Below are 21,707 nucleotides of genomic sequence, written 5' to 3'. Positions count from 1 at the left end.
CTAGGGTCGGATCAAATGACCACTGGCCGGCAGTGGCTGGCCATCCAGTAATGCACCCTGTTCACCCAGGCGCAAGCGCCCCTCGGCAAACCAGTGCACTGCCAGCGGGTAGATCTGGTGTTCCTGATGGTGCACCCGTTGCGCCAGGCTTTCAGCGGTGTCATCTGACGCTACTGGTACCACAGCCTGTACGACCAGGGGGCCGCCATCGAGTTCCTCGGTGACGAAGTGTACGCTGCAGCCATGCTCGGCGTCGCCTGCCTCCAGTGCCCGTCGGTGGGTATGCAAACCCTTGTACTTGGGCAGCAGCGACGGGTGGATGTTGAGCAGGCGGCCTTGATAGTGGCGTACGAAATCGCCACTGAGGATGCGCATGAAGCCGGCCAGCACCACCAGGTCGGGCGCAAAGCCATCGATGCGCGCCATCAGCGCCGCATCGAAAGCTTCACGGCCGTCGAAGCCGGTGTGGTCGAGCACGGCGGTGGCGATACCCGCCGCCGCCGCGCGTTGCAGGCCGTAAGCGTCGGCGCGGTTGGACACCACCGCGGCGATACGGACCGGGCTGTCTTCACTGCGGCTGCTGTCGATCAAGGCTTGCAGGTTGCTGCCGGAACCCGACAGCAGTACCACCACATTGCAGGGCTTGCTCGGCATCAGTGTGCCTTGAGGTTCTGCAGTTCGACCTGGGCAGCGCCTTCAGCGGCTTGTTCGATGCGGCCGATGACCCACGGCTGCTCGCCTTCTGCACGCAGTACGTTCAGGGCCGCGTCGACCTGGTCCTGAGCCACACAGATGACCATGCCGACGCCGCAGTTCAGCACGCGGTGCATTTCGTGCTCGTCGACGTTGCCTTTTTCCTGCAGGAAGTCGAACACTGCCGGGCGCTGCCAGCTGGCCACGTCGACCACGGCCTGGGCGTTTTTCGGCAGTACGCGTGGGATGTTGTCCAGCAGGCCGCCACCGGTGATGTGGGCCATCGCCTTGACTGCGCCAGTCTGTTTGATCAGTTGCAGCAGCGGCTTGACGTAGATGCGGGTCGGCGCCATCAGCAGGTCGGTCAGCGGCTTGCCGTCGAGCTGGGTGTTCTCGATGTCGGTGCCGGACACTTCGAGGATCTTGCGGATCAGCGAGTAGCCATTGGAGTGTGGGCCGGAGGACGGCAGGGCGATCAGCGCGTCGCCGGTAGCGACCTTGGAACCGTCGATGATCTCGGCCTTTTCCACCACGCCGACACAGAAACCGGCCAGGTCGTAGTCTTCGCCTTCGTACATGCCTGGCATTTCGGCGGTTTCGCCGCCAACCAGCGAGCAGCCTGCCAGTTCACAGCCGGCGCCAATGCCGGTGACCACGGTGGCGGCCACGTCGACGTTGAGCTTGCCGGTGGCGTAGTAGTCGAGGAAGAACAGCGGCTCGGCGCCGCACACCACCAGGTCGTTGACGCACATGGCGACCAGGTCCTGGCCGATGCTGTCGTGCTTGTTCAGGTTCAGCGCCAGGCGCAGCTTGGTGCCGACGCCGTCGGTGCCGGAGACCAGCACCGGCTGCTTGTAGCCGGCCGGGATCTCGCAGAGGGCGCCGAAGCCGCCCAGGCCACCCATGACTTCAGGGCGTGCGGTGCGTTTTGCCACGCCCTTGATGCGTTCGACCAGTGCTTCGCCGGCGTCGATGTCTACACCGGCGTCCTTGTAGCTCAGGGAGGGTTGCTTGCTCATTGATCCAGGCCTTTAAGAGGGAGGGATTCGTAAAAACGACCGTGACGGCCAAGGCCGGCTGGGGAGCGGCGGTTGCCTGAAACGTCAGAGGTCTGTGAAGGCGCGCGATTTTATCAGGGTTGCCGTGCAGCGGCCATCCTCAGGCCGACGGGCAGGGCAGGAAATGGTGAAAAACTGCTGTGGGCCTGTCATGACGGTCCCCCCGTGTATAAGGTATAGGCATTGCGGTAAGTGGACAGGAATCCCCCATGCGTTTATTCAACATTCTGGCAGCCAGCTGTCTGACCCTGATCTCGGCCATCGCCCAGGCCGAAAACGTCTCCGGCCTCTATCAGGTCCGCGAGCCCATCGAAGGGCAGGGCGCCGAAGCGCGCACCGCTGCCACCGCCAAGGCGCTCGACACCTTGGTCCTGCGCCTGACCGGCGACCCCAAGGCGGCGCAAAACCCGGCGCTGGCCGAATTGCGCAAAGATCCGCAACAGATCATCAACCAGGTTGGCACCGAAGCCGGTCCGCCCGAATCAGTGCTCGTCGAGTTCGACCCCGGCAGCACCGAGCGGGCCTTGCGCAAGGCCGGGCTGGCCTTGTGGGGCAGCAACCGGCCATCGATCCTCGGCTGGTGGCTCAACGACAGTGTCGAGGGTAGTAACCTGATCGGCGACGGCCAGGCCAGTGCCCAGCCCCTGCGTCGCGCCGCGCAGCACCGGGGCCTGCCGTTGCGACTGCCGCTGGCCGACCTGCAGGAACAACTGGTAGCCAACCCCAAGCAGTTGGAAGGTAGCGACCCCGCGCCCCTGCGCGAAGCCTCCGAGCGCTATGGCGCCGATGCCCTGTTGGCGGTGCACGCCCGCGAAGCCGACGGCAAGTGGGAAGGTAAATGGCAGCTGTGGCTGGGTGACAAGCGCGAACAAGGCACCGCCGAGGGGGCTGACCAGGCCGCGCTGGCCGATGCCGTGATGTTGGCAGTCAGTAACCGCCTGGCCCCACGCTACGTGACCAAACCGGGTGCCAGCAGCCAGTTGCAGTTGCAGGTGCAAGGCATGAGCCTGCAGCGCTATGCCGAACTGAGCCGCGTGCTCGAACCTTACGGCCCGCGCCTGCAGATGGCCGACGGCAAGACCCTGACCTACGGCGTCACCGCCAACCGCGACCAGCTGCGCGCCCAGCTCGGCCTGGCCAAGTTGCAGGAGCTGCCTGCGGAGCAGGTGCCTGTCGCCCCGGCTGCGCCTGCAGCAGTTCCTGGCGCCACGCCGGAACAGCCAGTCGCCACTCCAGCCCCCAAGCCGTTCGACGGCCTGCGTTTTCGCTGGTAAGGAAGCGCGACCATGACTGATATGCGTCGTTGGATCTGGCTGGGCGCTGCCCTGCTGATTGCCGTGCTTCTTTATAGCTTGCACAACATCCTCTCGCCGTTCCTGGTGGGTATCCTGCTGGCCTATCTGGCCGACCCGCTGGTCGATCGCCTGGAGCGCGTGGGCCTGTCGCGCACCTGGGGTGTGGTGGTGGTGTTCAGTTTGTTCACCCTGATACTGCTCGCCATGCTGCTGGTGCTGATCCCGATGCTGGCCAAGCAGCTGGTGCGTTTGTACGAGCTGGCGCCGCAGATGCTCGACTGGCTGCAGCATGTAGCGCTGCCTTGGGTGCAGAGCCGCCTTGGCCTGGCCGATGGCTTCTGGAAATTCGACAAGATCAAGGCTGCCGTCAGTGAGCACATGGGGCAGACCACCGACATCGTCGGCATGCTGCTGTCCCAGGCCACCGCGTCGAGCCTGGCGCTGATGGCCTGGCTGGCCAACCTGGTGCTGATCCCGGTGGTGGGCTTCTATCTGCTGCGTGACTGGGACTTGATGATGGCCAAGCTGCGCAGCCTGCTGCCGCGCCACCGGGAGTCGCAGGTGGTTGGCTTGGCAGGGGAGTGCCACGAAGTACTGGGGGCGTTCGTGCGCGGCCAGCTGATGGTCATGCTCGCACTTGGCGTTATCTATTCCGCTGGGTTGATGCTGGTGGGGCTGGAGCTGGGGCTGTTGATCGGCATGCTGGCGGGGCTGGCGGCCATCGTGCCGTACATGGGCTTCATCATCGGCATTGGTGCGGCCCTGGTGGCCGGGTTGTTCCAGTTTGGTGGTGATCTGTATCCGATGCTGGGCATTGTCGCGGTGTTCATGATTGGCCAGGCCCTTGAAGGCATGGTGCTGACGCCGCTGCTGGTGGGGGATCGCATCGGCCTGCATCCCGTGGCGGTGATCTTCGCCATCCTCGCCGGTGGTGAGCTGTTCGGGTTTACTGGCGTGCTGCTGGCCCTGCCGGTGGCGGCGGTGATCATGGTGCTGCTGCGGCATGTGCACGACATGTACAAGGAATCGGACATGTATGCCGGGGAGATCGACCCGGACCTATAAGCCAGACATTGCTCTTGCTCTTGCTCTTGCTCTTGCTCTTGCTCTTGCTCTTGCTCGGCTTTTGCTCTTGCTCTGGTTTTGCTTCTAGTGCGCGATAGTTCAGACGACGCAGATTGCGACTTCAGGAGGCCGAACGGAGGTCTTGCGGAGGGAGGTGACGGGCAGGAGCCCGTCAAGCGCTTCGGCCCATGGATGTGCCGTGAGCGCGGTCCTCCCGGGAGCAAGGCCGGAGTGAGGGAACCCCGGAGCGCAGCGTAGGGGCCGGATGATGGGAGCGGGCGGTTTTGGTTACTTTGGCCAAGACCAAAGTAACCCGCCGTAAGGGCGGAAAGGTGAATCAGCGCCTCCATTGCCAATGGATATGCTCGCAAAGCCAAAAGCCAAAAGCCAAAAGCCAAAAGCTAAAAGCTAAAAGCTCATGCGGGGGTTCTGATGGAAAGGAGCATATCCGGTTGCCAAGGTGACGCTGAATCACCTTTCCGCCCTTACGGCGGGTCACTTTTTGGCAGACGCCCCAAAAAGTAACCAAAAAAGGCTGGCTCCTATCATCCGGCCCCTACGCTGCGCTCCGGGGTTCCCTCGCTCCGGCCTTGCTCCCGGGAGGACCGCGCCCACGGCCCATCCATGGGCCGAGGCGCTTGACGGGCATCCATGCCCGTCACCTCCCTCCGCAAGACCTGCGCTCGGCCTCCTGAAGTCGCATTCGCGGTGTCTGGTCTTTTAGCGCGCTTAGAAGCAAGATCAAAAGCCAAAGCCAAAGCCAGATGTGTTTTTGCTCTGCAACTTGTTGATTTTGCTTGGGCTATCCGCCTACGTGATTGTGCACCCTGCAATGCAGGTATAGACTTTGCACATTGTTCATCAAAGGCCCCCTGCGGTCCTTCCGACCGCCCGCGAGCATGAAACCACCGATCCAGTTGCCCCTGGGTGTGCGCCTGCGCGATGACGCCACCTTCATCAACTACTATCCGGGCGCCAATGCTGCGGCATTGGGTTACGTCGAGCGGCTGTGCGAAGCCGACGCCGGCTGGACCGAGAGCCTCATCTACCTGTGGGGCAAGCAGGGTGTCGGCCGCAGCCACCTGTTGCAGGCCGCGACCCATCGCTTCCAGCAGCGCGGCGAAGCCGCCGTGTACCTGCCTCTGGCGCAATTGCTCGACCGTGGCGTCGAATTGCTCGATTACCTGGCTCAGTACGAGCTGGTTTGCATCGACGACTTGCACGTGATTGCCGGTAAAGCGGATTGGGAAGAGGCGATGTTCCACCTGTTCAACCGCTTGCGTGACAGCGGCCGGCGCCTGCTGCTGGCTGCTTCCGCCTCGCCACGCGAACTGCCGATCAAGCTGCCCGATCTCAAGTCGCGCCTGACCCTGGCCCTGGTGTTCCAGATGCGCGGCCTGTCCGACGAAGACAAGCTGCGCGCCTTGCAACTGCGTGCCTCGCGACGTGGTCTGCACCTGACCGACGAAGTTGGCCATTTCATTCTCACCCGCGGCACCCGCAGCATGAGCGCACTGTTCGACCTGCTCGAACGCCTCGACCAGGCTTCGTTACAGGCGCAACGCAAGCTGACCATCCCATTTCTGAAGGAAACGCTCGGCTGGTAAGCCCGTAAACACGGGGCTTGGAGCGCGAAGTCAGAAAAGTCACATCTTTTTCGATAAAATTTGCAAATGGCCATGATAGAGGGCATAGTTTCCCCCTTCTAAAGGATTACAGACACGGTCGTGCCCATGCTAAAGCGCTTCGCACCCCTCGTGCCCCTCGCACTCGTGACCCTGTTGATTGGCTGCGCGGCACAAAGCCCGGTTTCCCAGCCTCAGGATCACACCCCGGTTGCCTCCCAGTCGGCGACCAACGCCAAAGCCTCGGTTTCCTCCGTCTTTGGCGAACAGGAAGAGCTGGCCACTGAAGATGACCTTCAGGCCTTTTCCAGCAATAGCAAGCCTTACCAACTGCCAGTGCTGGCGGACAGCATCCTCGAACGCGGCATGTCGTTGATCGGCACCCGCTACCGCTTTGGCGGTACCTCGGAAGCGTCCGGTTTCGACTGCAGCGGCTTTATCGGGTATCTGTTCCGCGAAGAAGCCGGCATGACCCTGCCGCGCTCGACCCGCGAAATGATCAACGTCGATGCGCCGAAAGTGGCTCGCAACAAGCTCAAACCAGGCGATCTGCTGTTCTTCAGCACCAACGGCCGTGGCCGTGTCAGCCACGCCGGTATCTACCTGGGTGACAATCAGTTCATCCACTCCAGCAGCCGCCGCAGCGGTGGCGTGCGCATCGACAACCTCGGTGACCGCTACTGGAGCAAGACCTTCATCGAAGCCAAGCGCGCCTTGGCCATGGCGCCGACCACCAATATCGCGCGCAACTGATATCAAAATGATGTACCCTGCCGCGGCGGCGATGCTTGAAAAAAGCTCGCCGCCGTGCGCATTTACAGAATGCGTCTAATCTAAATTCTCAACACTTTTCGGCTGCGGCCCTGCGGTCTCAGACAGGATGTTCTGGCCATGGCAATGATGGCGCGCTTCGCATTCCTTTCCCTGGTGGCATTGCTTGCCGCCTGCTCCAGCCGTGCCCCTGCGCCGGCACCGGTCGTTCAGCCGCAAATTACCTACAGCCAGCCCGATGGCTCGCCGGTTGCCGACGACGTGCTGATCCGAGCGATCGGTCTGGTCGGTACCCCATACCGCTGGGGCGGCAACACCCCGGATTCCGGTTTCGATTGCAGTGGTCTGATCGGCTACGTCTACCGCGACGCCGCGGGTATCAGTTTGCCGCGCTCGACCCGCGAGATGATCGTGATGCGCGCACCTACCGTGAACATCAACGCGCTGCAGTCAGGTGACCTGGTCTTCTTCGCCACCAGCGGTGGTTCACAAGTCAGCCATGCAGGCATTTACGTAGGTGAGGGGCGTTTCGTGCATGCGCCATCCACCGGCGGTACCGTACGGCTGGACTACCTCTCCAACAGCTACTGGGCCAAAGCCTACCTGCAGGCCAAGCGGGTGATCCCTCAAGGGCATCTGGCACAGAATCCTTGATCACGTCACTGCACAGGTTGTAACCCCTCTCGCGCGGGCTTCCCCCGCCAATTACCCAGAGCACTGCACAGCACGGCGCGCCGAGCCCGTGGTGCCGTTCGCCTACCACCCAGACAAAATACGGTCAGCCAGGATGTTGCCCCTATTCAAGCTCTGGAGAGAAGCATGGGTGACATCGAAAAGGCGACCCGCAACCTGGAGGCCCTGGACGCAGCGCGGCCATTGGTTCGGCTGGTAAATGATATCGTCCGGGACTATCCCGACCCCTATGTGCTGGCGAGCCAACATGCTGCTCGTATCTTGCGCAAGCATACGGGCAGGGAGATGGACCCTCGGTTCGTTTGGTGGCATCAGTTCAACAACGAACAGAGCAGCCCTCGCGCGTTCACCGGGTGGGAGCACAGCGGTCCGCCGCAAAAATCCTTGCTGATGCACGAATTGATGGTCGATCGATTCGACCTCTACTACCAGGAGAGCAGCGACGAACTCGATCAGCGTGGAGGCTTTTATCGTCAAGGGCCGCACGCGAAGGTCTTTGACGAGCGCAACGAAGTGCCGATGCTCGGCAGCAAGGTACAGGCGGATTTGTGGGCGCTGGACTTTGCGGTGCTGTACCGCGCCGAGGTGCAGCGATTTTGGTCTACCTATGGCGCCGACTTTCGGGTACTGGCCAAGATCAACCTGCTGGGGCGAGGGGCAAAAGCCCTGCAGAGCGGCGCCATCACTTCACTCGATTGGGCGCGCTTGCGTGCCCTGGCGGCGGACAACCTGCCCGTCCACCAGCTGCCAACGCTGGAGGCCCTACGGCGGAATGCCACGCACAACAGCTTGAGCGTCAACCGTTACGTATTCGGAGAGGGAGACAGGTGCTGCCTGTTCAGCCTGGTTGCGCCAGATGGTCGGATCCTGGCTTACATGCCGTGGGCTGAAGAAGCCGTCAAGGCCTTCGATTCCGAAGCGGCGTTGGCGAGCTGGCTGTGCTGGCGATTGCAGTCCAACGCAGGGCTTGAAGCGTTTGTCAGTGGCGCACACAGCAGCCCTCGTGACTCAGCTGCCAAGCGTCTGATCAAGGTGCATCTGCGAGGTATAGCCGCAAGCCGCTCGGATGAAGCTGCGCTGATTGCCCTGTCGCTTTTCAAGCGGCCGCTGAGTTTGGACCTGTTTACCTACCTGGTGCATCAGGCCGAGCTCGAGATGAAGGGTAACGCGCAGCTCATGCAGGACAACGCCGGCCTGCGCAAAGCGATGCTCAGTGGCTATCTGTCAGCGTTCTTGAGTGTCTTCGGCGGTCTCGCGCCCCTGGGGTGGCCAATATCTCTCATGCTGCTGGGGGCCAGCGTTGGCAAGGTGGCGCTGGATGTCGACGTTGCGACGCACGCCAGCGATGAGCAGAGCCGTAAGCAGGCGCTGCGAGCGGCGATGTTCGAGAGCGTGTTTGCCAGCATGAATCTGCTGGATATCAGCTTTCAATCGAGTTTCGCAGCGCTGTCCTATGAGGCTCCACCCCATGAAGCAGGGGTTTCACTCACGCATTGGCAGTTGTCGGACTCGAGGACTTTGTCCATGGAGGTGCACGAAGGTAATACCGTGCTTACCGGGGAGGCAGGCCAGGCGGGCCGCTTGCGTGGCGTCCATGTCAATGACGATGGCAGTTGCTGGATCAGACTGGACGGGCTGCCTTACCGCGTCCGGTATGATCACGAATTGGCGATTTGGTTGGTGGTGGCGGCGGACAATCCCTTTGCCTTTAGCCCACTCCACCCGGTGCGTCTGAACGAGGCGGGGGAGTGGGAGCTGTTGGCTCCGCCGCGCTTGCTCGCAGGTGCTCCGACGGCGGTGGCCGGCATGCCGAACGCGTCTTCGTCGTTCTGGGATATTTATACGGTGGTGAATGAGCCCCAGAGCAAGCAATTGTCCGCCTACGCGCTGGCGCGCCAGAAAGCGCTGTTGAAGAAGTGGCCGATCGCCGAGCTGGAGCGCGGGCGCTCGCCCGATCTCGACGCGCGTGGCATGGATTGTGTGATAGTCGGTGGTAGGACGTATTATTCCTATCGCTATGGGAACGAATACTTCAATACGCTAATCGAGTACTACACCAGCGATGAGTCGAAGGTGAATGATGTGTTCCGCTATGGCACTTATCACTTTGGCGACGAGGACAACTACCTCACCGACCTTGCCGATAGCATGGATCGGTTGCCAAAGAACAATCAGGTCAGTCTGTATCGGGGTGGTCATCAATCGCGTGGCACCAGCGGAGAGCGCTACAGGAAGGGCGAGCTACGCGTAGGTGATGTGTTGGTTAATACCGACCTGGCGTCGTTCAGCGAAAATCCTTACAAGGCGGTTGAGTTTGCTTGCCTGCCCAACTCGGATGTCCAGGGTGGTCTGCGAGGGACGTTCGATGACAGCTCGGTCGTGTTTGAACTCCCTCCAGGTGAATATCAGCAGGCGACGCCGATCAGCGCCTTCTCGCTTTACTGGGATGAAGCCGAGACGTTGCTGTTGCCGGGTAACTACTTTCGCATCGACGCCTTGGAGCAGGTGTATGGCGAGCATTACCGTTTCGTCAAAGTCACGCTGAAGAAGACCGCCAAGCCCACGTCTGGCCCCGTTTACGACTTGCGCACGGGGCTACCTTTCGACATGGAGGCGTATCGAGCGCGTATCAATAAACCCTCGCTGGTGAATCGGTTTTTCCCTGATTGACGCATGCCGACGATGGGGGCGTTTAATCGGGTCCGTTCGATTGACGCTCCCCCTTCAACCCTCTAACCTTCGCGCGTGTTTCAGGTGCTCTGCCAGCCTCGACTGGGCAGGGTGAAACTGGGAAGCCGGTGGGCGCCAGCATGGCGCGAGTCCGGCGCTGCCCCCGCAACGGTAGGTGAGTCAAACGCCGCGCACAGCCACTGGATGTCTACATCCGGGAAGGCGCGCAGCTTGGGCCAAGGCCCGCTCACGAGCCCGGAGACCGGCCTGATACTGCCAACGGCATCACGGAGGGTGATGCGCGGTGCACGGTGGTTTCTGGCCACGGCTCCTGCGCGCTCTCCGCCTGCCTGTCTATCGACCTGTCGCCGCTGCTTCGTGTGGCGTCAGCCTGCGGAGAACCCCCATGAGCGAACCCACCGAACGCGACGAACGCCACCTGGCGCGCATGCAGCGCAAGAAGGCGATCATCGACGAGCGCATCGCCAATTCCCCCAACGAATGCGGGCTGCTGCTGGTGCTCACCGGCAACGGCAAGGGCAAGAGCAGTTCAGCCTTCGGCATGCTCGCCCGCGCCCTGGGTCACGGCATGCAGTGCGGCGTGGTGCAGTTCATCAAGGGCCGCAACAGCACCGGTGAGGAATTGTTCTTCCGCCGCTTCCCCGAGCAGGTGCGCTACCACGTGATGGGCGAGGGCTTTACCTGGGAAACCCAGGACCGCCAGCGCGACATCGCCGCCGCCGAAGCAGCCTGGGCGGTTTCTCGCCAGCTGCTGCAGGACCCAAGCGTGCAGTTCGTGGTGCTCGACGAGCTGAACATCGCCCTCAAGCATGGCTATCTCGACCTCGATCAGGTGCTCTCAGACATCCAGGCGCGGCCACCGATGCAGCATGTGATCGTCACCGGCCGTGCGGCCAAGCCCGAGATGGTCGAGTTGGCCGATACTGTCACCGAAATGGGCATGCTCAAGCATGCCTTCCAGGCGGGCATTCGCGCGCAGAAGGGCGTGGAGCTGTGAGCCAATCGCGACATTGCCCGGCTGTATTGATCGCCGCGCCGGCCTCCGGGCAGGGCAAGACCACCGTGACCGCTGCCCTGGCCCGCCTGCATCGCAACCTGGGCCGTAAGGTCCGAGTATTCAAGTGCGGGCCTGATTTTCTCGACCCGATGATCCTTGAGCGGGCCAGTGGTGCGCCGGTGTACCAACTCGACCTGTGGATGATCGGTGCCGAAGAAAGCCGTCGCCTGCTATGGGAGGCGGCGGGCGAGGCCGACCTGATCCTGATCGAAGGGGTCATGGGGCTGTTCGACGGCACCCCGTCGAGCGCGGATCTGGCGCGCCATTTCGGTGTGCCGGTGCTGGCGGTGATCGACGGTACGGCCATGGCCCAGACGTTCGGCGCCCTGGCCTTGGGCCTGGCGCGCTACCAGGCCGACTTGCCGTTCGCCGGCGTGCTGGCCAACCGCGTCGGCAGCCTGCGCCACGCACAACTGCTCGAAGGCAGCCTGACCGAGGGCCTGCGCTGGTATGGCGGGCTGTCGCGCGAGCGCGGTATCGAGCTGCCCAGCCGCCATCTGGGGCTGGTCCAGGCCAGCGAGCTGAATGACCTGGATGCGCGCCTGGACGCGGCCGCCGAGGCGCTGGGTAGCAGTTGCGACGCCGCGTTGCCGCCGCCAGTGGCCTTCGCCGAACCCGAACCGCAGTCCTGCGACGCATCGCTGGCCGGTGTGCGCATCGGCGTGGCCAAGGACGAGGCGTTCGCCTTCACCTACGGCGCCAACCTCGACCTGCTGCGCAACCTGGGCGCAACGATCGCGTTCTTTTCGCCGCTGCACGATCAGGCATTGCCAGAGGTAGACAGCCTCTACCTGCCGGGCGGCTACCCTGAACTGCATCACCATGCGCTGGCCGCCAACACCCCCATGTGCGCAGCGATCCGTACCCATCATGCCGCCGGTAAACCCTTGCTGGCCGAGTGCGGCGGCATGCTCTATCTGCTCGATGCGTTGACCGACGTTGCCGGTGAACGCGCGGCGCTGCTCGGCCTGCTGTCGGGCGAGGCGACCATGCAGAAACGCCTGGCGGCCCTGGCCCTGCAGGCCGTGGAACTGCCGGAAGGCACCCTGCGCGGGCATACCTACCACCACTCGCTGACCAGCACCGAGCTTGAGCCGATTGCCCGGGGGCTGAGCCCCAATGGCGGGCGTGGTAACGAAGCGGTCTATCGAATTGGCCGGCTGACCGCGTCCTACGTGCACTACTATTTCCCATCCAACCCCGAAGCGACGGCGGCGCTGTTGCGACCATGAGCGAACACGCCTTTAGCGACGCCGAGCGCGCCGCCATCTACCGCGCCATCGGCGAACGCCGCGACATGCGCCACTTCGCCGGTGGCACGGTCGCCCCGGAACTGCTCGGCCGCCTGCTCGGCGCCGCGCACCAGGCACCCAGCGTGGGCCTGATGCAGCCGTGGCGTTTCATTCGTATCACCCAAGCGGCACTGCGTGGGCAGATCCAGGCGCTGGTGGAAGCAGAGCGGGTGCGCACCGCCAAGGCACTGGGCGAGCGCAGTGACGCGTTCATGAAGCTCAAGGTCGAAGGCATCAACGACTGCGCCGAACTCCTGGTGGCGGCGCTGATGGATAACCGCGAGCCGCACATTTTCGGCCGCCGGACCCTACCGGAAATGGACCTCGCCTCGTTGGCTTGCGCGATTCAGAACCTCTGGCTGGCCGCCCGTGCCGAAGGGCTGGGGATGGGCTGGGTATCGCTGTTCGACCCGCAGGCATTGGCCGAGCTGCTGGGCATGCCCGCCGGTGCCAAGCCGGTCGCAGTGCTGTGCCTGGGGCCCGTCATCGAATTCTATCCGGCACCGATGCTGGTCCAGGAAAACTGGGCCGAGGAGCGGCCCCTGAGCGACATGCTGTTCGAAAACCAATGGGGAGAGCGCCCATGAGCGTGGCCTTGCTGACCATGGCCGGGGTGGCCCTGGATGCGTTGCTGGGTGAGCCGCAGCGGCGTCACCCGTTGGTAGCCTTCGGCAACCTGGCGTCTAGCCTGGAGCGGCGCCTGAATGCCGGTGGCCGAGGCTGGCGTAGCCACGGCGTGAGCGCGTGGTTCCTGGCCGTGGTGCCTTTGACCCTGGTGGCACTGATCCTGTCCTGGCTGCCTTACATCGGCTGGCTGGTGGACGTGCTGGCGTTGTACTGCGCGCTGGGCCTGCGCAGCCTTGGCGAGCATGTGCTGCCGGTCGCCAGTGCCTTGCGCCAGGGCGACCTGGAAGAGGCGCGGCGGCGTGTCGGCTATCTGGTCAGCCGCGAAACCCGCGAGCTGGATGAACCCGCCGTGGCCCGAGCGGCGACCGAGTCGGTCCTGGAAAACGGCAGCGACGCGGTGTTCGCGGCGTTGTTCTGGTTCATCGTGGCCGGCGCGCCGGGCGTGGTGCTGTACCGCCTGAGCAATACCCTCGATGCCATGTGGGGTTATCGCAACGAACGCTTCGAACGCTTCGGCTGGTGCGCGGCGCGCATTGACGATGTGCTCAACTATATTCCCGCAAGGCTGGTGGCGCTGACCTACGCGCTGCTCGGCAAAACCCGCCTGGCGTTGACCTGCTGGCGCAAGCAGGCGCCGCTGTGGGACAGCCCGAATGCCGGCCCCGTGATGGCGTCCGGTGCGGGAGCGCTGGGCGTCGAGCTCGGCGGCCCGGCGGTGTACCACGGCGAACTGCACGAGCGCCCGCGCCTGGGCGAAGGCCCGATGGCCGATGCCGACGCCATCGAGCGCGGCTGGGGCCTGGTGCAGCGCGGCGTGTGGCTGTGGTTACTGGTGATTTGCGTAGGAGCGTATTGGAATGCTTGAGCATGGCGGTCGCCTGCTGCGCGCGGTGCGGCAGTACGGGATTGCCCGGGAAGACTGGCTCGACCTTTCCAGCGGCATCGCGCCGTGGCCATTCACTGTCCCGCCGATTCCAGTGGATGCCTGGGCGCGTCTGCCGGAGACAGAAGATGGACTTGAAGAGGCGGCTCGCAGCTACTACGGCGCTCGCCAGTTACTGGCGGTAGCCGGCTCCCAGGCGGCGATCCAGGCCTTGCCGCATCTGCGCCCGCGTGGCCGTGTCGGTGTGCTGTCGCCGTGCTATGCGGAGCATCCACAGGCCTGGCAACGGGCTGGGCATGAATTGGTTGAACTGGACGAAGTCCAAGTCGAGACGGTTATCGACAGCCTCGACGTGCTGGTGCTGGTTAACCCGAACAACCCGACCGGCCGCCTCGTGCCCCGCGAGCAGCTGCTGGCCTGGCATGCCCGCCTGGCCGCGCGGGGCGGCTGGCTGGTGATCGATGAAGCCTTCATGGACAACACCCCCGAACACAGCGTGGTCGACTGCGCCGAGGGCCCCGGGCTGATCGTGCTGCGCTCATTTGGCAAATTCTTCGGTCTGGCCGGTGTGCGGCTTGGCTGCGTAGTGGCTGAATTGTCGCTGCTGCAACGCTTGGGCGACCTGCTTGGCCCGTGGACGGTCAGTGGTCCGACCCGTGTCCTGGCCCAGACCTGTTTCGCCGACCTGGCCGCGCATCAGCTGCAGATCGAACGCTGCGCCCAGGCCAGCCAACGCCTGGCCGCGCTGCTGCGAAACACCGGCCTTGCACCTGCAGGCGGCTGCGACCTGTTCCAGTACGTGCGCAGCGAGCGTGCAGCCCACCTGCACGACTTCCTCGCCCGCCGCGGCATCCTTGTGCGCCTGTTCGCGCAGCCCTGCGCCGTGCGCTTCGGCCTGCCCGCCAGCGTGGCCGATGAACAGCGGCTGGCCAAGGCCCTGGTCGATTATCAGAAGGAAACGGCATGACCACCCTCATGGTGCAAGGCACCACCTCCGATGCCGGCAAGAGCACATTGGTCACCGCGCTGTGCCGCTGGCTGTTACGCCAAGGCGTCGCCGTGGTGCCGTTCAAGCCGCAGAACATGGCGCTCAACAGCGCAGTCACCGCCGACGGTGGCGAGATCGGCCGTGCCCAGGCGGTGCAGGCCCAGGCCTGCCGGCTGGCGCCGCACACCGACATGAACCCGGTGCTGCTCAAGCCCAACAGCGACACCGGTGCGCAAGTGATCATCCACGGCCGCGCGGTCACCAGCATGAACGCGGTGGCCTATCACGACTACAAGGCCATCGCCATGCAGGCGGTGCTGGCCTCCCACCAGCGGCTGAGCGCCGCGTATCCGGTGGTGATGGTCGAAGGGGCCGGTTCGCCGGCCGAGATCAACCTGCGCGCCGGTGACATCGCCAACATGGGCTTCGCCGAAGCGGTCGACTGCCCGGTGATACTGGTGGCCGATATCAACCGGGGCGGCGTCTTCGCCCACCTGGTCGGCACGCTTGAACTGCTGTCGCCGAGCGAGCAGGCCAGGGTCAAGGGCTTTGTCATCAACCGCTTCCGTGGCGATATCGCCTTGCTGCAGCCGGGCCTGGACTGGCTCGAACAGCGCACAGGCAAGCCGGTGCTGGGCGTGCTGCCGTACGTCACCGACCTGCACCTGGAGGCCGAGGATGGCATCGATGTGCGCCAGGCGGCCAAGGATGAGCGGGTGCTCAAAGTGATCGTCCCGGTGCTCCCGCGCATCAGCAACCATACCGACTTCGACCCGCTGCGCCTGCACCCGCAGGTGGATTTGCAGTTCATCGGTCCCGGCCAGCCGATCCCGCCGGCCGACCTGATCATCCTGCCCGGCTCCAAGAGCGTGCGCGGCGACCTGGCGCAATTGCGCGAGCGCGGATGGGACACGGCGATCGCCCGGCACCTGCGTTATGGCGGCAAGCTCATCGGCATCTGCGGGGGCCTGCAGATGCTCGGCCAGCACGTGCACGACCCGCTGGGCCTGGAGGGGCCTGCCGGCTCCAGCGTCGGGCTTGGCCTGTTCGATTACGCCACGGTCCTGGAAGCCGAGAAGCAGCTGCGCAACGTGGCCGGTGTATTGAACCTTGAGCAAGCGCCTGTCGCCGGCTACGAAATCCATGCCGGTGTCACCCATGGCCCTGCGCTGGAGCGCCCCGCCATGCAGCTGGCCGACGGCCGCAGTGACGGCGCCATCAGCGACGACGGGCAGATCCTCTCCACTTACCTGCATGGCCTGTTCGAAGGCAGCCAGTCGTGTGCAGCCCTGCTGCGCTGGGCGGGCCTGGAACAGGTGCAGCAGGTCGATTACGAAGCCCTGCGCGAGCGCGATATCGAGCGCCTGGCCGACCTTGTCGAAAACCACCTGGATACCGCGCTGCTGCGCACGCTGTGTGGAGTCGCCTGACATGCGCAACCTGATCCTCGGCGGCGCCCGTTCGGGCAAGAGCCGCCTGGCTGAACAGCTGGCTGCCGACAGCGGCCTGCCAGTAACCTACATCGCCACCAGTGAACCGCTCGATGGCGAAATGAACGAACGGGTGCGCCTGCACCGCCAACGCCGGCCAAGTGACTGGGGGCTGATCGAAGAGCCCTTGGCCCTGGCTGCCGTGCTACAGGCTGAAGCCGCCGAGGGCCGCTGCCTGTTGGTGGACTGCCTGACCCTGTGGCTGACCAACCTGCTGATGCTCGATGACGACCAGCGCCTGGCCGAGGAGCGCGATGCGCTGCTCGACTGCCTGGCGCAGCTGCCGGGCACGATCATCCTGGTCAGCAATGAAACCGGCCTGGGCGTGGTGCCCATGGGCGAGCTGACCCGGCGCTATGTCGACCTGGCCGGCTGGCTGCACCAGGCCGTCGCCGAACGCTGCCAGCGCGTGGTACTGACCGTGGCTGGCCTGCCCCTGATGCTCAAAGGACCTGTACTATGAACCCGACCTGGTGGCGAGACGCCTGCCAACCCCTCGACAACGCCGCCATGGACCAGGCCCGCGCCCGCCAGCAACAGCTGACCAAACCTGCCGGATCGCTTGGCCAGCTGGAAAGCCTGGCGGTGCAGTTGGCCGGCCTGCAGGGACGTGAGCGGCCGACCCTGGAGCAGGTCGCCATCACCCTTTTCGCCGGTGACCATGGCGTGGTGGAGGAGGGCATTTCGGCCTACCCACAAGCGGTGACCGGGCAGATGCTGCGCAACTTCGTCGGCGGCGGCGCCGCGATCAGCGTGCTGGCGCGCCAACTGCAGGCCAGCCTTGAAGTGATCGACCTCGGCACCATCGACCCGGCGCTGGAACTGCCGGGGGTGCGCCACCTGCGCCTGGGCGCGGGTACCGCCAATTTCGCCCGCCAGCCCGCCATGACCGACACACAGCTGAAGGCTGCCCTGCAGGCTGGCCGGGACAGCGTGCTGCGTGCTGCGGAGAACGGCGCCCAGTTGTTCATCGGCGGCGAGATGGGCATCGGCAATACCACCGCCGCCGCAGGCTTGGCCAGCACGCTGCTGGCGTGTCCGGCGCGTGACCTCAGCGGCCCGGGCACGGGCCTGGACAGCGCCGGTGTACGCCACAAGGCTGAAGTGATAGAGCGCGCCCTGGTGCTGCACGGCCTGCGCGCAGACGACCCGCTGCAGGCGCTGGCCTGTGTCGGTGGTTTCGAGATCGCGGCCCTGGCCGGCGCCTACCTGGCCTGCGCACAGCAAGGCATTGCAGTGCTGGTGGATGGCTTCATCTGCAGCGTCGCCGCGCTGGTGGCGGTGCGCCTCAACCCGCAGTGCCGTGCCTGGCTGCTGTTCGCCCACCAGGGCGCCGAGCCTGGCCACAAGGCGTTGCTCGAGGCTTTGCAGGCCGAGCCGCTGCTGGCCCTGGGCCTGCGCCTCGGCGAGGGTAGCGGTGCCGCCCTGGCCGTACCGCTGATGCGTCTGGCGTGCGTGCTGCACGGGCAGATGGCGACCTTCGCCGAAGCGGCTGTAGCGGATCGCCCGGCATGATCCTCGACCTGCTGCGTCACGGTGAAACCGAACAGGGCGGCGGCCTGCGCGGCAGCCTCGACGATGCCCTGACCGAGCAGGGCTGGACGCAGATGCGCAGTGCTGTGCATGAGCGGGGGCCGTGGCAGGTGCTGGTCAGCTCGCCCTTGCAGCGCTGCGCGCGATTCGCTGATGAACTGGCTGCGCGCCTGGGCTTGTCGGTACAACGCGAGGCCGACCTGCAAGAGCTGCATTTCGGCGAGTGGGAAGGGCGCAGTGCCTTGCAGATCATGCAGACCCAAGCCGACGAGCTTGGCCAGTTCTGGGCCGACCCTTATGGCTACACGCCCCCGGGCGGCGAGCCGGTGAGCGCGTTTTCCGAACGTGTGCTGGCCGCTGTTGCCCGCCTGCACCAGCAGCATGCCGGCAAGCGGGTGCTGCTGGTCACCCACGGCGGCGTCATGCGCCTGCTATTGGCGCGGGCGCGGGGATTACCCAGGGAGCAGTTGCTGCAGGTCGAAGTGGGCCACGGTGCGCTGCTGCGCGTGAGGCTACTTGAGAGCGGGCAACTGGAAGAGGTGCGCTGAGATGCTGCCGTTCTGGATTGCCCTGCAATTTCTCAGCAGCCTGCCGGTGCGCTTGCCGGGGATGCCCGAGCCGCGTGACATGGGGCGCTCGCTGCTGTGCTATCCGCTGGTTGGTTTGCTGTTCGGCCTGCTGCTTTGGCTGGCCAGCCACTTGTTGCAAGGCACGCCTGCGCCGTTGCAGGCAGCCTTGCTGCTGACGCTGTGGGTATTGCTCAGCGGTGCACTGCATCTGGATGGCCTGGCAGACAGCGCCGACGCCTGGTTGGGTGGGTTTGGCGACCGTGAGCGAACCCTGGAGATCATGAAGGACCCACGCAGTGGGCCGATTGCCGTGGTGACACTGGTATTGGTGCTGCTGCTCAAATTTTGTGCGTTGTGGGTGCTGGTTGAACGCGGTGCAGGCGCGCTACTGGTGCTGGCGCCGGTAGTAGGGCGGGCGGCGATGCTTGGGCTGTTCCTTGGCACGCCCTACGTGCGCAAGGGCGGCTTGGGCCAGGCGCTTGCCGAGCACCTGCCGCGCCGCGCGGCTGCCTGGGTCTTGCTGGGCAGCCTGCTGTTTTGCCTGATGCTGGGCGGTTGGCACGCGATCTGGCCGTTGGCGCTGGCGCTTGGGGTTTTCTCCTGGTTGCGTCGGCTGATGTGCCAGCGGCTGGGCGGAACTACCGGGGATACGGCCGGGGCAGTCCTGGAATTGCTTGAGCTCACCGTGGTGTTGGCGTTGGCAACTTCCAGCAATGCATGAACGACTGATTCCCACGTTGCGGGAGCGTATCCTCGGCTGCTCCAAATTTGCCCGGGGTAGCCCCCATGTATCGCTGGATCATTGCCTGCCTGCTCGGGCTGCATACGCTATCGGCCAGCGCCGCCGACCTCATCGACTTCTGAAGCACGCCGCGCCACGGCGGCAATAGCTTTAACCGGCTGCCACCCGATCAAGCCTACTTCGAGGCATTGCGCGGTTATGGCGCCACCTGGGTGCGACTTTCCTATGACAAATGGAAGCCATCGCAGCGCGACTTCTTGCTCGGCAACGCCAACCATTATCAGGGCTTACCCCAAGATGACCTTGAGCAATTGCGTGCTGCATTGGACCGTGCCCACCAGGCAGGCCTGAAGGTAGTCATTGCGCCTTTGTCCCTGCCAGGCATGCGCTGGTCGCAGAACAACGGCGGCCAGTTCGATGACCGCTTGTGGCAAGACAAAGCTTACTGGGCGCAAGCGGCGGACTTCTGGCGAGACCTGGCGCGTGAATTGAAGGATCACCCTGCCGTTGCCGCCTACAACCTGATCAACGAGCCAGCACCGGAGAAGCAGGGCAGCCTGGCTGAGCATGCGCCCGCGCAACACATGCAGCAGTGGTACGGCCGCGAGCAAGGCGGCGCACGCGATCTGCCAGGCTTGTACAGGCAATTGCTTTCGGCAATTCGCGAAGTGGATGCGGTCACGCCGGTCATGCTTGATGCCGGCTGGTATGCCGCTGCCGATGCCTTCAGCTACTGGCCTGAGCCACTGAGGGATGAACGGGTCCTCTACAGCGTCCACATGTATGAGCCGTATGCCGCCACCAGCGCGCCGAACATGGCGCGCAAGCGGCCGCTGGCCTATCCAGGGCCGGTACCCTTCGCGGGGGTGACCCAGCAATGGAACAGTCAGCGCGTGGCGCAGTACCTTGAGCAGCCGCTGGCGTGGCTGGACGCCGTGAAGGTACCCCGTAGCCGCCTGGTCGTCGGTGAGTTCGGCTGCATGCGGCGGCTACCAGGCTGCCAGCAGTACCTTGAGGACGTGCTCGATGTGCTTGATCGTCACCAGTTGCATTGGGCTTTCTACAGCTTCCGTGAAGACAGCTGGGACGGCATGGACTACGAGCTGGGTGCGGCCAAGGTCCCCTGGCGTTATTGGCAGGCGATCGACCAAGGGGCTCCTGACCCTCTAGCCCGCAAAGCCACGGCAGAATTCGAGCCGATCCGACGACGCTTGAATCCGGAATAGTCATTGAAACGTCTTGCAACATCCAAAGTGCGGGTATATACCCGCATATCCTTGCGATGTGCTGGAGATAACGACAATGACCTCGGTTTGGCGAACCAGAGGGTGGGTACTGGCAGGGGCGGCGCTGATTCTGGCGTTGTCACTGGGTGTACGGCATGGCTTCGGCCTTTTCCTGGCACCGATGAGCGCTGATTTTGGTTGGGGCCGCGAGGTGTTCGCCTTCGCCATCGCCCTGCAGAACCTTATCTGGGGGCTGGCCCAGCCCTTTGCTGGCGCGCTGGCAGATCGCCTCGGCGCCGCTCGGGTGGTGATCATCGGTGGCATCCTCTATGCCGCCGGGCTGTTGATGATGAGTACTGCCGACTCGGCCTGGTCGCTGTCCCTCAGCGCCGGTCTGCTGATCGGTATCGGTCTGTCTGGCACCTCGTTCTCGGTCATCCTGGGCGTGGTTGGCCGCGCGGTCCCGGCAGAGAAGCGCAGCATGGCCATGGGGATCGCCAGTGCGGCCGGGTCATTCGGCCAGTTCGCCATGTTGCCCGGTACCCTGGGCTTGATCGAGTGGCTCGGCTGGTCGGCTGCCTTGCTGGTGCTCGGCCTGCTGGTGGCGTTGATCGTGCCCTTTGTCGGCTTGCTGCGGGACCGGCCGCTGCCCAGCCACGGTGCCGAACAGACGCTGGGCCAAGCGCTGCACGAAGCGTGCTCGCACTCCGGGTTCTGGCTGTTGGCGTTGGGGTTCTTCGTCTGTGGGTTCCAGGTGGTATTCATCGGTGTGCACCTGCCGGCCTACCTGGTTGACCAGCATTTGGCAGCCACGACCGGCACCACCGTGCTGGCGCTGGTGGGGCTGTTCAATATTGTCGGGACCTACACCGCGGGCTGGCTGGGCGGACGCATGTCCAAGCCGCGCTTGCTGACGGCGCTGTACCTGCTGCGCGCGGTGGTGATCGTGCTGTTCCTGTGGGCGCCGGTGACCCAGCACAGCGCTTACCTGTTCGGTATCGCCATGGGGCTGCTGTGGCTTTCTACCGTGCCATTGACCAATGGCACGGTGGCAGCAGTGTTCGGTGTGCGCAACCTGTCGATGCTGGGCGGCATCGTGTTCCTGTTCCATCAGTTGGGTGCCTTCCTCGGCGGCTGGCTGGGCGGGGTGGTGTATGACCGTACGGGCAACTACGACCTGGTGTGGCAGATCTCGATCCTGCTCAGCCTGCTGGCTGCGGCGCTCAACTGGCCGGTGAGCGAACGCCCTGTCGCCCGCCTGCAGGCTCAGGCGGCATGAGCCGTTATCTGGTCCGTGGTCTGCTGGCCCTGGCCTGCGCGCTGCTGCTGATTCTAGCGTGGTGGGGTTGGCATCAGGGCGGCATGGCGTTGATGCAACTGGGCATGGGCGTTTGTTAGGCGCTACCCTG

At 64.4% G+C, this 21,707-nt stretch carries 21 protein-coding genes and 1 riboswitch; of the genes, 19 read left to right on the top strand and 2 right to left on the bottom strand.

The features are described from left to right. A complete protein-coding gene (gene purN, locus ACIQUF_RS17070) occupies positions 1–654 on the bottom strand; it encodes a phosphoribosylglycinamide formyltransferase (RefSeq protein WP_403133438.1) in 654 nt (217 codons plus the stop codon). Beyond that, complete coding sequence (gene purM / locus ACIQUF_RS17065) at positions 654–1,712, bottom strand: phosphoribosylformylglycinamidine cyclo-ligase (RefSeq protein ID WP_403133435.1); 1,059 nt, start codon at positions 1,710–1,712, stop codon at positions 654–656. The genes purN and purM overlap by 1 nt, the downstream gene beginning before the upstream one ends. 248 nt (positions 1,713–1,960) lie before the next feature. Here purM and ACIQUF_RS17060 point away from each other — a divergent pair, with 248 nt between their 5' ends. The 19 genes from ACIQUF_RS17060 to ACIQUF_RS16970 all read left to right on the top strand — a co-directional run bounded on the left by ACIQUF_RS17060 (position 1,961) and on the right by ACIQUF_RS16970 (position 21,696). Then, positions 1,961–3,025, top strand: a complete 1,065-nt coding sequence (locus tag ACIQUF_RS17060; RefSeq protein ID WP_403133433.1) for a DUF2066 domain-containing protein — start codon at positions 1,961–1,963, stop codon at positions 3,023–3,025. Positions 3,026–3,037: 12 nt separating this feature from the next. Then, positions 3,038–4,111, top strand: a complete 1,074-nt coding sequence (locus tag ACIQUF_RS17055) for an AI-2E family transporter (protein WP_403133430.1) — start codon at positions 3,038–3,040, stop codon at positions 4,109–4,111. An 899-nt stretch (positions 4,112–5,010) separates the two neighbouring features. Next, positions 5,011–5,718 (top strand): DnaA regulatory inactivator Hda, encoded by a 708-nt coding sequence (gene hda, locus ACIQUF_RS17050; RefSeq protein ID WP_060509165.1) that lies wholly within the window; start codon positions 5,011–5,013, stop codon positions 5,716–5,718. Positions 5,719–5,844: 126 nt separating this feature from the next. Next, positions 5,845–6,489, top strand: coding sequence for a C40 family peptidase (locus tag ACIQUF_RS17045; RefSeq protein ID WP_403133428.1), 645 nt, complete (start codon positions 5,845–5,847; stop codon positions 6,487–6,489). A 138-nt stretch (positions 6,490–6,627) separates the two neighbouring features. After that, the gene (locus ACIQUF_RS17040) at positions 6,628–7,161 is read left to right on the top strand and encodes a C40 family peptidase (RefSeq protein WP_403133425.1); all 534 of its coding nucleotides are present in this window, start codon (positions 6,628–6,630) and stop codon (positions 7,159–7,161) included. Positions 7,162–7,326: 165 nt separating this feature from the next. Continuing rightward, complete coding sequence (locus ACIQUF_RS17035; RefSeq protein WP_403133424.1) at positions 7,327–9,870, top strand: dermonecrotic toxin domain-containing protein; 2,544 nt, start codon at positions 7,327–7,329, stop codon at positions 9,868–9,870. A gap of 65 nt (positions 9,871–9,935) precedes the next feature. Then, a riboswitch (cobalamin riboswitch) is annotated at positions 9,936–10,156 on the top strand. A gap of 120 nt (positions 10,157–10,276) precedes the next feature. Further along, complete coding sequence (cobO, locus tag ACIQUF_RS17030; RefSeq protein ID WP_403133421.1) at positions 10,277–10,888, top strand: cob(I)yrinic acid a,c-diamide adenosyltransferase; 612 nt, start codon at positions 10,277–10,279, stop codon at positions 10,886–10,888. Beyond that, positions 10,885–12,180, top strand: a complete 1,296-nt coding sequence (locus tag ACIQUF_RS17025; RefSeq protein ID WP_403133418.1) for a cobyrinate a,c-diamide synthase — start codon at positions 10,885–10,887, stop codon at positions 12,178–12,180. The genes cobO and ACIQUF_RS17025 overlap by 4 nt, the downstream gene beginning before the upstream one ends. Next, complete coding sequence (bluB, locus tag ACIQUF_RS17020; RefSeq protein ID WP_403133416.1) at positions 12,177–12,827, top strand: 5,6-dimethylbenzimidazole synthase; 651 nt, start codon at positions 12,177–12,179, stop codon at positions 12,825–12,827. Before ACIQUF_RS17025 ends, bluB begins: the two co-directional genes overlap by 4 nt. After that, the gene (cbiB, locus tag ACIQUF_RS17015; protein ID WP_403133414.1) at positions 12,824–13,732 is read left to right on the top strand and encodes an adenosylcobinamide-phosphate synthase CbiB; all 909 of its coding nucleotides are present in this window, start codon (positions 12,824–12,826) and stop codon (positions 13,730–13,732) included. The genes bluB and cbiB overlap by 4 nt, the downstream gene beginning before the upstream one ends. Continuing rightward, positions 13,725–14,717, top strand: coding sequence for a threonine-phosphate decarboxylase CobD (gene cobD, locus ACIQUF_RS17010; RefSeq protein WP_403133411.1), 993 nt, complete (start codon positions 13,725–13,727; stop codon positions 14,715–14,717). Before cbiB ends, cobD begins: the two co-directional genes overlap by 8 nt. Next, a complete protein-coding gene (locus ACIQUF_RS17005) occupies positions 14,714–16,168 on the top strand; it encodes a cobyric acid synthase (protein WP_403133410.1) in 1,455 nt (484 codons plus the stop codon). The genes cobD and ACIQUF_RS17005 overlap by 4 nt, the downstream gene beginning before the upstream one ends. 1 nt (position 16,169) lies before the next feature. After that, entirely contained in the window at positions 16,170–16,691 is a 522-nt protein-coding gene (cobU, locus tag ACIQUF_RS17000) for a bifunctional adenosylcobinamide kinase/adenosylcobinamide-phosphate guanylyltransferase (RefSeq protein WP_403133408.1), read from the top strand. After that, entirely contained in the window at positions 16,688–17,743 is a 1,056-nt protein-coding gene (gene cobT, locus ACIQUF_RS16995; RefSeq protein ID WP_403133406.1) for a nicotinate-nucleotide--dimethylbenzimidazole phosphoribosyltransferase, read from the top strand. Before cobU ends, cobT begins: the two co-directional genes overlap by 4 nt. Then, positions 17,740–18,309 carry an alpha-ribazole phosphatase family protein gene (cobC, locus tag ACIQUF_RS16990; protein ID WP_403133404.1) on the top strand — a complete coding sequence of 190 codons (570 nt, stop codon included), beginning with the start codon at positions 17,740–17,742 and terminating at the stop codon, positions 18,307–18,309. The genes cobT and cobC overlap by 4 nt, the downstream gene beginning before the upstream one ends. Position 18,310: 1 nt before the next feature. Next, on the top strand, positions 18,311–19,051 hold the full coding sequence (locus ACIQUF_RS16985) for an adenosylcobinamide-GDP ribazoletransferase (RefSeq protein ID WP_403133402.1): 741 nt from the start codon (positions 18,311–18,313) through the stop codon (positions 19,049–19,051). 179 nt (positions 19,052–19,230) lie between these two features. Beyond that, entirely contained in the window at positions 19,231–20,298 is a 1,068-nt protein-coding gene (locus ACIQUF_RS16980) for a glycoside hydrolase family 5 protein (RefSeq protein ID WP_403133568.1), read from the top strand. A gap of 76 nt (positions 20,299–20,374) precedes the next feature. Beyond that, positions 20,375–21,577 carry an MFS transporter gene (locus ACIQUF_RS16975; protein ID WP_403133399.1) on the top strand — a complete coding sequence of 401 codons (1,203 nt, stop codon included), beginning with the start codon at positions 20,375–20,377 and terminating at the stop codon, positions 21,575–21,577. Then, positions 21,574–21,696, top strand: a complete 123-nt coding sequence (locus ACIQUF_RS16970; RefSeq protein ID WP_403133396.1) for a hypothetical protein — start codon at positions 21,574–21,576, stop codon at positions 21,694–21,696. The genes ACIQUF_RS16975 and ACIQUF_RS16970 overlap by 4 nt, the downstream gene beginning before the upstream one ends. Positions 21,697–21,707: the final 11 nt, after the last annotated feature.

It is taken from the genome of Pseudomonas sp. NPDC090233, assembly GCF_044772285.1.
In the GTDB taxonomy this organism is placed as follows: Bacteria; Pseudomonadota; Gammaproteobacteria; order Pseudomonadales; family Pseudomonadaceae; genus Aquipseudomonas.
Note: the sequence above shows the minus strand (reverse complement) of the source record. Positions and strands in the feature narration are given on the sequence as shown.

What these genes read in the sequence shown, in the direction of transcription:
- purN (WP_403133438.1), bottom strand. Translation starts at nt 654, where the DNA reads ATGCCGAGCAAGCCCTGCAATGTGGTGGTACTGCTGTCGGGTTCCGGC.
- purM (WP_403133435.1), bottom strand. Translation starts at nt 1,712, where the DNA reads ATGAGCAAGCAACCCTCCCTGAGCTACAAGGACGCCGGTGTAGACATC.
- ACIQUF_RS17060 (WP_403133433.1), top strand. Translation starts at nt 1,961, where the DNA reads ATGCGTTTATTCAACATTCTGGCAGCCAGCTGTCTGACCCTGATCTCG.
- ACIQUF_RS17055 (WP_403133430.1), top strand. Translation starts at nt 3,038, where the DNA reads ATGACTGATATGCGTCGTTGGATCTGGCTGGGCGCTGCCCTGCTGATT.
- hda (WP_060509165.1), top strand. Translation starts at nt 5,011, where the DNA reads ATGAAACCACCGATCCAGTTGCCCCTGGGTGTGCGCCTGCGCGATGAC.
- ACIQUF_RS17045 (WP_403133428.1), top strand. Translation starts at nt 5,845, where the DNA reads ATGCTAAAGCGCTTCGCACCCCTCGTGCCCCTCGCACTCGTGACCCTG.
- ACIQUF_RS17040 (WP_403133425.1), top strand. Translation starts at nt 6,628, where the DNA reads ATGGCAATGATGGCGCGCTTCGCATTCCTTTCCCTGGTGGCATTGCTT.
- ACIQUF_RS17035 (WP_403133424.1), top strand. Translation starts at nt 7,327, where the DNA reads ATGGGTGACATCGAAAAGGCGACCCGCAACCTGGAGGCCCTGGACGCA.
- cobO (WP_403133421.1), top strand. Translation starts at nt 10,277, where the DNA reads ATGAGCGAACCCACCGAACGCGACGAACGCCACCTGGCGCGCATGCAG.
- bluB (WP_403133416.1), top strand. Translation starts at nt 12,177, where the DNA reads ATGAGCGAACACGCCTTTAGCGACGCCGAGCGCGCCGCCATCTACCGC.
- cbiB (WP_403133414.1), top strand. Translation starts at nt 12,824, where the DNA reads ATGAGCGTGGCCTTGCTGACCATGGCCGGGGTGGCCCTGGATGCGTTG.
- cobD (WP_403133411.1), top strand. Translation starts at nt 13,725, where the DNA reads ATGCTTGAGCATGGCGGTCGCCTGCTGCGCGCGGTGCGGCAGTACGGG.
- ACIQUF_RS17005 (WP_403133410.1), top strand. Translation starts at nt 14,714, where the DNA reads ATGACCACCCTCATGGTGCAAGGCACCACCTCCGATGCCGGCAAGAGC.
- cobU (WP_403133408.1), top strand. Translation starts at nt 16,170, where the DNA reads ATGCGCAACCTGATCCTCGGCGGCGCCCGTTCGGGCAAGAGCCGCCTG.
- cobT (WP_403133406.1), top strand. Translation starts at nt 16,688, where the DNA reads ATGAACCCGACCTGGTGGCGAGACGCCTGCCAACCCCTCGACAACGCC.
- cobC (WP_403133404.1), top strand. Translation starts at nt 17,740, where the DNA reads ATGATCCTCGACCTGCTGCGTCACGGTGAAACCGAACAGGGCGGCGGC.
- ACIQUF_RS16985 (WP_403133402.1), top strand. Translation starts at nt 18,311, where the DNA reads ATGCTGCCGTTCTGGATTGCCCTGCAATTTCTCAGCAGCCTGCCGGTG.
- ACIQUF_RS16975 (WP_403133399.1), top strand. Translation starts at nt 20,375, where the DNA reads ATGACCTCGGTTTGGCGAACCAGAGGGTGGGTACTGGCAGGGGCGGCG.
- ACIQUF_RS16970 (WP_403133396.1), top strand. Translation starts at nt 21,574, where the DNA reads ATGAGCCGTTATCTGGTCCGTGGTCTGCTGGCCCTGGCCTGCGCGCTG.